We start from the raw sequence: 13,471 nt of genomic DNA, 5'->3' as shown, positions 1-13,471 counted from the left end.
CCGCCCCGGCAACCCCATCGTCAGGCCGCGCCCTTGGCGGGGGTGTTGACGCCCATCGACTGGAGATATTTCTTCACGTTTCTTGCAGCTTGTCTCAATCGCTGCTCATTTTCCACCATGGCGATGCGGACATAGCCTTCGCCATCCTCGCCATAGCCGACGCCCGGCGCGACGGCGACCTTGGCATGGGTCAGCAATTGCTTGGAAAATTCCAGACTCCCCATTTCCTTGAGCGCAGGCGGCAGCGGCGCCCAGGCGAACATCGACGCGCGCGGGGCGGGGATTTCCCAGCCTGCCCGCGCGAAGCTTTCCACCATTACGTCGCGGCGCTTGTGATAGAGTTCGCGGTTCTTCTGCACGATATCCTGCGGCCCGTTGAGCGCCGCGCAGGCCGCCGCCTGAATCGGCGTGAACGCGCCGTAATCGAGATAGGATTTCACCCGCGTCATCGCCGCGATCAGCTTCCGGTTGCCGACCGCGAAACCGATGCGCCAGCCGGCCATCGAATAGGTCTTGCTGAGCGAGGTGAACTCCACCGCGACATCCTTCGCGCCCGGCACCTGCAGGATGGAGGGGGTCGGGTTGCCGTCATAATATAGCTCGGAATAAGCAAGGTCGCTCAAGATCCAGACGCTATTCTCCTTCGCCCAGGCGACCAGCCGTTCGTAGAAGGCGAGGTCGACGGTTTCGGCGGTCGGATTGGACGGATAGTTGACGACCAAGATCGACGGGCGTGGCACGGTGAAAGCCATCGCGCGGTCCAGCGAGCGGAAATAATGCTCGTCGGGCGTCGTCGGCACCGACCGGATGGTCGCGCCGGCGATGATGAAGCCGAACGTGTGAATCGGATAGCTGGGATTGGGAGCCAGCACGACGTCGCCCGGCGCGGTGATCGCGGTGGCGAGACTCGCAAGCCCCTCCTTCGATCCCATCGTCACGACCACTTCATTCTCCGGGTCGATGTCGACGCCGAAGCGGCGGCCATAATAATTGGCCTGGGCCTTGCGCAGCCCCGGAATCCCCTTCGACTGGGAATAGCCATGGGCGTCGGGCTTGGATGCGACTTCGATCAGCTTGGCGATGACGTGCGGCGGCGGCGGCAGATCAGGATTGCCCATGCCCAGATCGATAATGTCCTCACCCGCCGCGCGCGCCGCGGCCCGCATGCCGTTGACTTCGGCGATGACATAGGGAGGCAGGCGTTTGATGCGATAGAATTCTTCGGACATTATAAGGCTTTCCTGAAGGCGCTCCGTGGAGGATAGTGAGCGGCGCACTTTTGCGGCGACGCTGCCCGGCTATATACCGGGCGCGGTGGCCACGCCAGCGAAAGCGGCGCTTTGGGGCAAGGCCGGGGAGTAGGAAATGGCCACGGAAAATATGCAGGCGAGCGAACCGCATCTGCCTACGCTGGAACAGATGCAGCAATGGACCGACGTGATCGGACGCGCGCAACAATTGATGCTGGAGCAGGCGGCCGGCGCTTCGGGCCGGGTCCTGCCGTTCGATCCGGAGGCCGTGGCCCGCATTCAGACCGGCTTTTTCGATGAAGGGCTGGCGCTGTGGCAACGGTTCCTTGATTCGGGCGGCCTGTTCCGCGACCAGTCGCAACCGCCTCCACCCGGCAGCCCGGCAGCGACGCGCGACCGGCGCTTTGCCGACCCGGCATGGACGGCCAATCCCTTTTACGACATGATTCGCCAGAGCTATCTGCTGCTGTCCGACTATCTTCTGCGCCTCGCCGATTCGGTCGACGGCGTCGATCCCAAGCAAAAGGCGAAGCTGCGATTCGCGACCGGCGGCCTGATCGACGCGCTTTCCCCGAGCAATTTCGCGCTGACCAACCCGCAGGTCGTTGAACGGACGATCCAGACGGGCGGCGAGAATCTCGTCAACGGCCTCAAACATATGATGGCCGATTTGCAAAAGGGCCAGCTGACCCACACCGATGGCGATGCGTTCGAACTGGGCCGCAACATTGCCGCGACGCCGGGCAAGGTCATCAGGGAAACGCCGCTTTATCAGCTGATCCATTATGCGCCGACGACGGCCAAGGTGCTGGAAACCCCGCTCGTCATTTTCCCGCCGTGGATCAACCGCTTCTATATCCTCGATCTCAGCCCGGAAAAAAGCTTCGTCAAATGGGCGGTGGATCAGGGTATCAGCGTGTTTCTGGTGTCGTGGAAATCGGCCGACGCATCGATGAAGGATCTGGTGTGGGACGATTATATCCTGCGCGGCCAGATCGACGCGATCGATACGGTGCGCGCGCTTCTGGGGGTGCCGAGCGTGCACACCATCGGCTATTGCGTGGGCGGCACCACGCTGGCGGCGGCGCTCGCGCTGCTGGCGGCGCGGGGCGAGGCGGACAAGGTGGCGAGCGCGACCTTCTTCACCGCGCAGGTGGATTTCACCGAAGCTGGCGACCTGACCCTGTTCATCGACGATGAGCATATGGCGCTGCTGGAGCAGTTATCCGCCGGGGGCTATCTCGACGGCCGCTATATGGCCGCGACCTTCAATCTGCTGCGCGGGCGCGACCTCATCTGGAACTATGTCGTCAATAATTATCTGTTGGGGGAGGAGTATCCGCCCTTCGACCTGCTGCACTGGAATGGCGACACAACCAACCTGCCGGCGCGCTGGCACCGCGACTATCTGAACCAGCTGTATCGCGACAACCAGCTCGTGGTTCCCGACGCCCTGTCGGTGGACGGGACGCCGATCGACCTCCACCGCATCGAAACCCCGTCTTATGTGCAGGCGGGGCGGGAAGATCATATCGCTCCGCTGCCGAGCGTATGGAAGTTGACAGAGCAGCTTTCCGGGCCTGTGCGCTTCCTGCTGGCCGGTTCGGGCCATATTGCCGGGGTCATCAACCCGCCGGCGGCTGGTAAATATCAATATTGGACCTGCGATGCGGAGCAGCCCTCGCTGGATGCATTTATCGAGAATGCGGTGGAGACAAAGGGCAGCTGGTGGCCCGACTGGGCGCAGTGGATTCGCGGGTTGGGCGACTCGACCGTATCGGCCACGGGGGCGCGCAAGCCCGGTCGGGGGGCGCTCAAGGCGATCGAGGACGCGCCGGGCCGTTATGTGAAAAGCCGCTAAAAGCGCGCAAAAGCGTGCTTTGCGACGAGCCGCGCCACGGGTGCGGCCGGTTGCGCGCTACACTTTTGTTGCAGTGCACAATAATCCTTGCAAAGTCCAGGCAAGAGGCATATTGTGCAATGCAGCAAAAGGAGTTTGGTTGTGGCGGTACCCCCAAAAACGACATCTGCAAAGCCGGGACCAAAGCCGAAGGCCGTCGCCACGACCTTGTCGGCCAGTGAAGCGCTTAAGGCGGCGGAAGCAGCCATTGGTGCCCAACCTGTCAAGGCAGCCTCGCTTAAGGTGACGCCGATCAAGCCGGTCGCACCCAAGCCCGCCGCGCCGAAGCCCGCTCCGGTGGCTCAGGCCGAGCCTGTCACGCCGGTTGCCGCGATTGCCGCTGCACCCGAGCCGGTCGCAGCCATTGCCTCAACCACAGCGGTGGATGCCGCACCCGAACCGGAAGCGCCGATCATCTCGACCGCGCAACCCGCAGCCACCCAGTCCGAGCCACTGCCCATTTCAGAAGGAACCACGATGATGAACGACGTGATCGAAACCGGCAAGAAATTCGCCGAAGACGCCAAGGCCAAGCTTGAGACCGTGTATGCCGGTCTGAACGAAAAGGCGAAGGTCGGCGTCGAAAAGTCGACCAAGGCGATCGAGGAAATCAGCGATCTGGCCAAGGGCAATGTCGAGGCGCTGGTCGAATCCGGCAAGATCGCCGCCAAGGGCGTCGAGACGCTGGGCCAGGATGCGGTCGACTACAGCCGCAAGAGCTTCGAAAAGGCGACTGCCTCGTTCAAGAGCTATTCGACGGTCAAGACCCCGACCGAATTCTTCCAGCTGCACAGCCAGCTGATTTCGAGCAGCTTCGACGATTTCACCAAGGAAGCCGCCAAGAACAGCGAAGCCTTCCTGAAGCTGGCCGGCGACATCGCCCAGCCGCTGACGGCGCGCGTGACCATCGTCACCGACAAGGTCAAGTCGCTCGCCGCCTGAGCGACGCGACATAGAAGATAAAGGGAAACCCGCCTTCCACATCGGAAGGCGGGTTTCTTTTCGTCCCGTCGCGATGGCGGCTCCATTCTCACCCCTTGCCACGGGCAGGCAAATCGCCATATTCTCGTCCATCATGGACAGTAACGGCTCACTATCGGCACGCCCCGCACTCATGGCGGACAAGGATCAGGACGATCGGGGCGAAGGCGGCGCACCCGGCGTCGGCATCGCCACGCGGACCCGCACACGCACGAAAAAGCCGTCGCTTTACAAAGTGCTCATGCTCAACGACGACTATACCCCGATGGAGTTCGTCGTCCATGTGCTCCAGTCCTTCTTCCGCATGAACATGGAGGAAGCGACCCGCGTGATGCTGCATGTGCACCAGCGCGGCGTGGGCGTGTGCGGTATCTTCAGCTACGAAGTCGCCGAGACCAAGGTCAATCAGGTGATGGATTTCGCCCGGCAGAATCAGCATCCCCTCCAATGCACGCTCGAAAAGGCGTAGACGCGCCTTTCGCATTGCTCCTGCCATTCGACCCCGTCCGCTATCCCCGGCAAGTCGCATTCGCGGGTTCCCAATCGGCCGCCTGATGTTCTAGCATCGCGTCGATGACGGATGCGGCGGACCAGCATATCTACGACATTGCCGTGATCGGCGGCGGCGTGAATGGTTGTGGCGTCGCGCGCGATGCGGCGGGGCGCGGCGCCTCGGTTCTGCTGCTGGAGCGTGGCGATCTGGCGCAGGGCACTTCGTCGGCATCGACCAAGCTCATCCATGGCGGACTGCGCTATCTGGAGCATCGCGCGTTCGGGCTGGTGCGCGAGGCGCTGTCGGAGCGGGAGCGGCTGTGGCTGATCGCGCCGCACATCATCCACCCGATGCGCTTCGTCCTGCCATGGGTCGCCGGACTGCGCCCGCGATGGTTGCTGCGTCTGGGGCTGTTTATCTACGATCATATCGGCGGCCGTCGCGCGCTGCCGCCGACGCAGTCGATCGACCTGTCGCGCCACCCCGCAGGTGCGCCGCTCCAGTCCGGCTTCGGCCCGGCCTATCTTTATTCCGACGGGTGGGTGGACGATGCCCGGCTGGTCATCCTCAACGCACGCGACGCGGCGGACCGGGGTGCGACCATTTGCACCCGCACGGAAGTGATCGGCCTGGAGCGGACGGGCGGCTTCTGGTCGGTCGAAACCCGCTCTCCGGACGGTGCGACAAGCCGCTTCCGCGCCCGCGCGGTCGTGAATGCGAGCGGACCGTCCGTCCTCGCGCTGCTCGAACGCGCGCATCGGCCGCCGGATCGCGCGATGCGGCTGGTGCGCGGCGCGCATATCGTCGTGCCGCGCCTGTTCGACCATGGCTTCGGCTATATGTTGCAACTGCCCGATGACCGGATCATCTTCGCGCTGCCCTATGAAGGGGATTTCACGCTGATCGGGACGACGGATTGTGATCATCAGGGCAGCCTCGATCATGTCACCGCCAGCGCCGAAGAGATCGCCTATCTGTGCGAGAATGCGAATCGATTCTTCGACCGCGCTATCTCGCCGGACGATGTGGTCTGGTCCCATGCGGGCGTGCGGCCGCTGATCGACGATGGCTCGACCAGGCCGGAGGCGGCGACGCGCGGCTATGCGCTCGAACTGGACGGGGAGGCGGGAGAGCCGCCGCTGCTCAATATTTTCGGCGGCAAGATCACCACCTATCGCCATCTCGCCGCCGATGCGATGGCGCGGCTGACGCGGCATATGCCCGGCCTCGCGGGACAGGACTGGACGGCGGATGCGCCGCTGCCCGGCGGCGATTTCCCGATGACCGGCCTGCCTGCCCTTACCGCCAGTCTTTCCGCCGACTATCCGTTTCTCGATCCGTTTACGATCGATCGGATTGCACGCTCCTATGGCACCTGCGCGCGACTCTGGCTCGGCGGTGCGGAGAGTCTCGCCAAGCTGGGCGAAGATTTCGGCCATGGCCTGACGGAAGCGGAACTGGACTATCTGATGAGGCGAGAGTGGGCGCGGACGAGCGAGGACATTCTCTGGCGGCGCACCAAGCTCGGCCTGCGCTTTGACAGGGCGCAAGTGGTCCGGCTGGATGGCTGGCTGGAGGCGCGGTCATGAGCCTTCCTTATCTGCTCGTGCTGGACGAGGGCACGACCTCGACCCGCGCGATGCTCTATACGCCGGACGGCGAACGGGTGGCGACCGCGCAGGCGGAGTTGACCCGCTATTATCCCCGGCTCGGCTGGGTCGAACAGGACGCGGCCGAAATCTGGGAGCGGACGCTCGGCTGCGCGCGCCAGATGGTCGCGCGGGCAGGGGGCGCCGACCGGATCGCCGCCATCGGCATTACCAACCAGCGCGAGACGATCGTCGCCTGGGACAAGGCGACCGGCGAACCGCTGGCGCGCGCGATCGTCTGGCAGGATCGCCGCACGGCGGATCGCTGCGCAGAGTTGCGCGCGGCGGGGCATGAACCGATGCTGCAACGCGCGACCGGCCTCGTCGTCGATCCCTATTTTTCGGCCACCAAGATGCGCTGGCTGATCGATCATGTCCCGGCTGTCCGCGATGCGGGGGCGCGGCTGGCGTTCGGCACGATCGAAAGCTGGCTGATGTGGAAGCTGACCGGCGGCTGCCATGTCAGCGACGCCACCAACGCCAGCCGGACCCAGTTGATGCGGCTCGATGGCGCGGATTGGGATGCGGCCCTGTGCGACCTGTTCGGCGTGCCCCCCTCCGCCTTGCCGGAAATCATCGACAATGTGGGGACGTTCGGCGCGACTCTGCCCGACCTGTTCGGCGGGCGGATTTCCATTTGCGGTCTGGCGGGCGACCAGCAGGCGGCGACGATCGGTCAGGCCTGCCTGGATCCCGGATCGGCCAAGGCAACGCTTGGCACCGGCGCCTTCATCCTTGCCAATATGGGTGCGGTCGTGCCGGTTTCCGCGCATCGGTTGCTCGGAACCTTGCTGTACCGGCTGGGGGACGAGCGTGCCTATGCGCTCGAAGGATCGATCTTTACCGCCGGCAGCCTGATTCAGTGGCTGCGCGACGGGCTGGGCCTGATCGCCCGGGCATCGGACAGCGAGGCCCTTGCCCGATCGGTTTCCGATAATGGTGGGGCATTCCTGTTGCCAGCACTGGCCGGGCTGGGCGCGCCTCACTGGCGTCCGGACGCCACCGGCATGATATCGGGCCTGACCCAAGGCACGACCCGCGCCCATATCGTGCGCGCGGCGCTCGAGTCGATCTCGCATCAGGTCCATGATCTCGCCGGTGCGTTCGCATCCGACGGCGCGCCATGGGACAGGCTGCGAATTGACGGCGGGATGAGCGCCAATGACTGGATCGCGCAGGATCTGGCCGACATGCTCGGCATCGAAGTCGAACGTCCCGCCGATGTGGAGACCACGGCGCTGGGCGCGGCGATGCTCTCGGCCGTGGGCGCGGGCCTTTTCCCGTCCTTGCGCGCGGCCGGCGCCATGCGTTCGCCAGCGGCGACCTTCGACTCGACGATGACGCCCGACATACGCAGCCAGCGGCTCATCGGCTGGCGGAAAGTGCTGGGCACTATTCATCCCGAGTAATGACGAAAAGGGTCGAGAGTATATTTTAACGATAGGCGCCTATCGTCCGGCAGATCATGCAACGGACCGCCCTTCGTCATTCCCGACCCTGGCTGGCGCCGGCCCTGATCGGCCTGCTCTATTTTGTCGCGGCAGCCCTGGCGCTTTCTGTGTCCCGTTATGAAGGGGGGCTGGCGTTCATCTGGGGCGCAAACGCGCTGCTGATGGCGCAACTCATGATTTCGCGTTCAGCCACTTGGCCGCGGACGATCTTGTTCTGCGCGATCGCGAGCACTGCTGCGACCGCCCTGTTCGGCATGGGGCCGGTCGCAGCCGTTCCCATGACGTTCGTCAACATCGCCGAAGCCCTCATAGTCGCCCTGATTTGCCGTCGATTCGCCGCAAAGGGGAGCGCTAGCGCCACGGGGTCGCTTCGCCTGCTCGTCATATTCATTGTCGCGCTTAGTCTGGTCGCCAATGTCATCTGCGCTGTGGCTGCCGCCCTCATCGCTTCCTCGCTGACGCCCGTTTCTTTTGCCGGTGCCTGGCTGCAATGGTATGCCGGTCATGTCCTGGGGGGGCTTACCTGCACTCCGATCCTCACGATGCTGTTGCAGGGTGATGGCCGTCGATGGATGCGGGAGACTTCCGTCTGGACCAAGGCCGAGACGGCCGGCTGGCTTAGCCTGTTCGCGCTCATGACATGGTGGGTCTTTTATATGGCGCGCTATCCCCTGCTGTTCGCGCCGGTGCTGCCGCTCGTCATCATCGCCTTCCGCATTGGCCATCTGGGATCGGCCGCGTCGATCGTGATCCTCGCCTTTATCGGCGGATCGGCCACCATGGCTGGCATCGGCCCAATTTCCTGGCTTCCCGGCCTTCCGGGTGAACATATCCAGTTTTTTCAGCTCTATCTCGCTTTCACCTTCCTGCTGTCGGTGCCGGTTTCCGCCGAACTCAACGGACGCCGACGGCTGTTCCAAATGTTGCGCCAAAGCGAGGAGCGGTTTCGTATTCTCGCCGAACATAGCGGCGATGTCGTCTTCAATCTCGGCACGGACGGGGTGGTCCACTATGTTTCGCCGTCGGTCGCTGACCAGATCGGCGTGTCGCCGGGCAAGCTGATCGGCAGGCTGGCGCTCGACCTTGTCAGCCCCCAGGACCGGGCGGTCGTCGTTGCGACTCACCGGCGTGCGCTGACTCATGGTCATGATGTCCACAAGGTGGAATTTCGCTCGCTGATGTCGGCGAAGGCGGGGGGGCAATGGTGCGAGATGGTGATGCGAGCGATCCTCGATGATCGCGGCACGCCCGCCGGCGTTGTCGGTACGGTGCGCGATATCTCACGGCACAAGGCGTTGCAGGAAGAATTGCAGCATGTGGCCGATTGCGACGCGCTGACCGGGGCGGATAGTCGGCGGGCTTTCCTGGGTGAGCTTGACAAGGAAATCCGAGCGGTGGGACGTGGCGCACGATCCTGTCTGCTGCTGATCGACATCGATCATTTCAAGATCATCAACGATCGTTACGGCCATGCGGCCGGCGACGAGGTGTTGCGCGCTTTCGTCGAACGGCTGCGACCCGGTGTGCGCGGCAAGGACAGGATCGGTCGGCTGGGAGGCGAAGAATTCGCGATCCTGCTGCGTCATGCGGACATTGATCGCGCAAGTCGCCTTTGCGAGCGGTTACGCGCCATGCTCGCTGCCAATCCGGTGGAGATTGGCGGCGGCCGAGTCGTCACGGTGACATTCAGCGCGGGCCTGGTCGCGCTGGAGGGCGTATCGACGGGTGCGGCCATGCTCGAAGCCGCTGACAAGGCCCTGTACCGGGCCAAGCATAGCGGCCGGAACTGCCTGCGCCTCGCCGCCTGAGCGAAAGAATGGTCGAATTCGATGAATGATATATTGTAACTTTCGGTGCGCCAGACTATGTAGCCGTCACGATGACGCTCAGCCTTCGCCACATCCTCCTTAACGGCCGGATCGACCGGATCGCCATGGCGGTGTCGGGCCTGTGCGTCGCCCATTGTTTCGCGACGGCGGTGCTGCTGGGGCTGCTGGCGTCGGCGGGCGGAATCTTTGAAAACCCGCTATTCCATGAAACCGGGCTGGTGCTCGCGATCCTGCTCGGTGCGGTGGCGCTGGGTCATGGTGCGGTGGCGCATGGCTTCATGATGCCCGCCGCGATCGGGTCGCTGGGGCTGGGTATCATGGCGGGAGCGCTCACCATGGATCATGGTTTTCAGGAAAGCGTCTATACCGTATTGGGCGTCGCCATCCTGGCGCTCGGCCATGACCTCAATCATCGCGCCGGGCGCTGACGCTTCTTCACCGTGAAGGAATTGGACTCCGGGCCAAACCGGCGCTCACAGTCCCTTGTGATCCACCCGATGTTCGCCCTTTACCCAGCGCACGGTGCCGGTGCTGGCGCGCATGACCACGCTTTGGGTTGTCAGCCGACCGCCCGGCAGTCGCTTGACCCCCGCGAGCAATGATCCATCGGTCACGCCGGTCGCGGCGAAGATGCAGTCGCCTTTCGCCAGCTCCTTCAAATCATAGATTTTGTCGAAGTCGGTGATGCCCCATTTGCGGGCGCGCCCCTTTTCGTCTTCGTTGCGAAACAGCAGGCGTCCCTTGAACTGTCCGCCGACACAGCGCAGCGCCGCGCAGGCCAGCACGCCTTCGGGCGCGCCGCCTGACCCCATATAGATGTCGATCGTCGTTTCGGGATCGGTCGTCGCGATGACCCCGGCGACATCGCCATCGGGGATCAGCATGATGCCGCAGCCGATCGCCCGCAACTGCGCGATCAGCTTTTCGTGGCGCGGCCGGTCGAGCACGCACACGATGAGATCGGCGGGCTCCACCCCCTTGGCGGCGGCGACGGCGGCGACATTGTCTGAGACCGATCGATTGAGGTCGATAATGCCGTCGGGATAGCCTGGTCCCACCGCGATCTTGTCCATATAGACGTCGGGCGCGTTCAGCAGCCCGCCTTCCTCGGCGATGGCCAGTACCGCCAGCGCATTGGGACCGGCCTTGGCCGTGATCGTGGTGCCTTCCAGCGGATCGAGCGCAATGTCGATGCGCGGGCCGGTGCCGATCGCATTGCCGACCTTTTCGCCGATATACAGCATCGGCGCTTCATCGCGCTCGCCCTCGCCGATGACGACGGTGCCGTCCATATACAGATCGTTGAAGGCGAGGCGCATGGCTTCGACGGCTGCGGCGTCCGCCGCCTTTTCATCGCCCCGGCCGACGAGTTTCGCCGCCGCGATCGCCGCCGCCTCCGTCACTCGCACCATTTCGAGAACCAACACGCGATCGAGAACCGAGCCGGACTGTTCCATGTGCATTCCTCTGCTTTATTCTTAATTCTTATCGTGCCGGCGGATAGAATTTTGTCCCGCCGCTGTCGAGCCATAGTGTCGAGCTGGCGGGTGACTCAATCGAGAATATGCATCACCATGGGCGTCTGGAGCAGGCTGTCCGATCCCGCCAGCCGTTGCAGCGTATCGCGCACCCAGCGTTCCTCGCCCGCATGGGTCACGATCGCCACCAGCACGCCATCGGCCTGATTCGCGCCGCGCTGGATCATGCTTTCGATCGACACGCCCGCATCGCGGGTGGCGGCGGCGATTTCGGCCAGAACGCCGGGCCGATCCTGTACCTTGAAGCGCAGATAGGCGCGGCCCGTGCGGTGGCCGGCATCGGCGGGCGGCTGGGGCAGCAGCGCGGCGACCGGCATGGCGAACGCGTCGCCATATTCGTCGCGTGCGACGTCGATCAGGTCGGCGACGACCGCCGATGCTGTCGGGCCATCCCCGGCTCCGCGCCCCTGGAAGAACAGCCGGCCGACGAAATTGCCCTCCGCGACGACCGCGTTGAGCGATCCGTCGACATGGGCGAGCGGATGATCGGTCGGCACCAGCATCGGATGGACACGCTGGAACAACCCGTCCGGTCCGTTTTCGGCCATGCCGACGAGGCGGATGCGATAGCCGAGCGCCGCCGCTTCGGCGATGTCGGCGGCGATCACATGGCGGATGCCGGTGGTCGCGACATGGGCGAAGTCGATTTCGGTCCCGAACGCGAGCGACGCGAGGATCGAGAGTTTATGCGCGGCATCGACGCCATCGATGTCGAAGCTTGGATCGGCCTCGGCATAGCCCAGATCCTGCGCTTCCTTCAGCACGTCGTCGAAGGCCCGGCCCTCTTTCTCCATCGTGGTCAGGATGTAGTTGCAGGTGCCGTTGAGGATGCCATAGACGCGACCGATCTCGTTTGCGGCCGCGCCTTCGCGCATGCCCTTGATGACCGGGATGCCCCCCGCCACCGCCGCCTCGAACTTGAGCGCGATGCCCGCCTTCTCCGCCAGCGCGGCGAGATCGAGGCCATGATGCGCGAGCATTGCCTTGTTGGCGGTGACGAACGGTTTTCCGGCACTCAGGCACTGGCGGGCAAGCGTCAGCGCCGGGCCGTCCGCCCCGCCGATCAGTTCGACGATCACATCGATATCGTCGCGCGCCGCCAGCGTCGTCATATCATCGACCCATTCGAAGGGGGACAGATCGACGCCGCGATCCTTGTTGCGGTCGCGCGCGGAAATGGCGACGATCTGGATCGGGCAGCCTGCCCGTCGCGCAATCAGATCACCGTTGGTCTGGAGCAGGCGAATGACGCCGCCGCCCACCGTCCCCAGGCCGACGAGCGCGACGCGCAGCGGTGCATGGCGGTGCAGATTGGTCATAGCGTGCCGGGTCCTTGGGCTTGAATATAGAGGCTGGGGTGTGATCGAAGCCGCGCTGATAGCCGCCGATACGCCGCTGTCCAAGCAAAAGCGGCCGATGAATGGCGACGATTAGCTGGCCGCTCGGGTCCGATCACAACGGCCCAGCGCCTGGATCACTATCTGATAATCGGCCCGCGCCGCTTCCGCATCGGGCGTCGCCAGGGTGCGCACCGACCGGGACGGCAATTCCGCAGGCAGTCCGCAGGCCAAGCGATACCATAGCAGGCTGCCGCGTTCCGGCGGGCGCGCCGCTTCGTCCACAATCTCGCCCAGCGCCACGGCCCAGCGCGTATCCTGCCCCGGCCGCCGGATAATCGACAGCGACACGGGCTGGCCATTTTCGGTGCGCAGGAAAATCTGGGTCTCGCCCTCACCGGCCACGGTGCCCGCGACGTGGAATGCGTCGCCCAGACCCAGGATGCGGGGCGGGGCGCCCGGCGCCATGAGATCGGACAGGATCGCCCGGACCCGGCTCACTTCGCTCGGCGTGGCGGCCAGTTGCGCATCGCGCGCGGTAAGCTGGATTTCCCCCGGCCTCTCGCCGGGCCGGGCAAACAGGATGACCGCCGCCTTTTTGAGCTTGGGGGGCTTGCCGCGCGCGTCAAGCGGAGCGTCATACAGATAGCGCACCGTAGGGCTGATGCCACCATCCCCGCGAATCAGTCCCGCTACCTGCGCCTCGATATAGTAGCGCCGATAGCCCGGAGCGACATTTGCGGCCTGCGCGGGGGGCAAAGCTATCATGTTGAAAATGCGCACCTGAATGACCAGCGGGGCCGCGTCGGCGAGGTCGACTATGTCCGCATAGCTGAGTGGCGCGGGCGCGGGCGCAGCCGCAGTGGCAGCGGTCGCGACCGTTGCGAATGTTAGGGAAACCGCAGGATTTAGGGCTGAAATGAGGCATAGCGTCCGCAACGCGGGCAACAGGATGGTGGATTTCATCGTCGCTTTCGTCCTATTAATACGAGCCGTGGCGAGGATGTCACAGGCAAGTCATTCATGCATGAAATAGGTATGGC

11 protein-coding genes are annotated in these 13,471 nt (G+C 64.2%); 7 read left to right on the top strand and 4 right to left on the bottom strand.

Going from position 1 to position 13,471, the window contains the following annotated elements:
* Positions 1 to 20 precede the first annotated feature (20 nt).
* On the bottom strand, positions 21 to 1,229 hold the full coding sequence (locus ACODSN_RS02335) for an LL-diaminopimelate aminotransferase (RefSeq protein WP_489052843.1): 1,209 nt from the start codon (positions 1,227 to 1,229) through the stop codon (positions 21 to 23).
* Positions 1,230 to 1,365: 136 nt separating this feature from the next.
* On the opposite strand from ACODSN_RS02335, the gene ACODSN_RS02330 reads away from it, so the two are divergent.
* The 7 genes from ACODSN_RS02330 to ACODSN_RS02300 all read left to right on the top strand — a co-directional run bounded on the left by ACODSN_RS02330 (position 1,366) and on the right by ACODSN_RS02300 (position 9,981).
* The gene (locus ACODSN_RS02330; RefSeq protein ID WP_489052842.1) at positions 1,366 to 3,111 is read left to right on the top strand and encodes a PHA/PHB synthase family protein; all 1,746 of its coding nucleotides are present in this window, start codon (positions 1,366 to 1,368) and stop codon (positions 3,109 to 3,111) included.
* Between the two features lie 141 nt (positions 3,112 to 3,252).
* On the top strand, positions 3,253 to 4,092 hold the full coding sequence (locus ACODSN_RS02325) for a phasin family protein (RefSeq protein ID WP_489052841.1): 840 nt from the start codon (positions 3,253 to 3,255) through the stop codon (positions 4,090 to 4,092).
* A gap of 133 nt (positions 4,093 to 4,225) precedes the next feature.
* Positions 4,226 to 4,600: an ATP-dependent Clp protease adapter ClpS gene (gene clpS / locus ACODSN_RS02320; protein ID WP_489052840.1), complete on the top strand. Its 375-nt coding sequence runs from the start codon at positions 4,226 to 4,228 to the stop codon at positions 4,598 to 4,600.
* 104 nt (positions 4,601 to 4,704) lie between these two features.
* Positions 4,705 to 6,213 (top strand): glycerol-3-phosphate dehydrogenase, encoded by a 1,509-nt coding sequence (locus ACODSN_RS02315; RefSeq protein WP_489052839.1) that lies wholly within the window; start codon positions 4,705 to 4,707, stop codon positions 6,211 to 6,213.
* Positions 6,210 to 7,682, top strand: a complete 1,473-nt coding sequence (locus ACODSN_RS02310; RefSeq protein WP_489052837.1) for a glycerol kinase — start codon at positions 6,210 to 6,212, stop codon at positions 7,680 to 7,682. The genes ACODSN_RS02315 and ACODSN_RS02310 overlap by 4 nt, the downstream gene beginning before the upstream one ends.
* Positions 7,683 to 7,738: 56 nt before the next feature.
* Entirely contained in the window at positions 7,739 to 9,532 is a 1,794-nt protein-coding gene (locus ACODSN_RS02305; protein ID WP_489052836.1) for a sensor domain-containing diguanylate cyclase, read from the top strand.
* A gap of 71 nt (positions 9,533 to 9,603) precedes the next feature.
* Positions 9,604 to 9,981, top strand: coding sequence for a MerC domain-containing protein (locus tag ACODSN_RS02300; RefSeq protein WP_489052835.1), 378 nt, complete (start codon positions 9,604 to 9,606; stop codon positions 9,979 to 9,981).
* A gap of 45 nt (positions 9,982 to 10,026) precedes the next feature.
* Here ACODSN_RS02300 and glpX read toward each other — a convergent pair whose 3' ends face one another.
* The 3 genes from glpX to ACODSN_RS02285 form a co-directional block, all read right to left on the bottom strand.
* Positions 10,027 to 11,010 carry a class II fructose-bisphosphatase gene (gene glpX, locus ACODSN_RS02295; protein WP_489052834.1) on the bottom strand — a complete coding sequence of 328 codons (984 nt, stop codon included), beginning with the start codon at positions 11,008 to 11,010 and terminating at the stop codon, positions 10,027 to 10,029.
* Positions 11,011 to 11,105: 95 nt separating this feature from the next.
* Complete coding sequence (locus ACODSN_RS02290; RefSeq protein ID WP_489052832.1) at positions 11,106 to 12,410, bottom strand: homoserine dehydrogenase; 1,305 nt, start codon at positions 12,408 to 12,410, stop codon at positions 11,106 to 11,108.
* Between the two features lie 111 nt (positions 12,411 to 12,521).
* Positions 12,522 to 13,394: a hypothetical protein gene (locus tag ACODSN_RS02285; protein WP_489052831.1), complete on the bottom strand. Its 873-nt coding sequence runs from the start codon at positions 13,392 to 13,394 to the stop codon at positions 12,522 to 12,524.
* Positions 13,395 to 13,471 lie beyond the last annotated feature (77 nt).

It is taken from the genome of Sphingobium sp. FG11, assembly GCF_057809915.1.
This window is presented reverse-complemented; position numbering and strand designations above follow the sequence as displayed.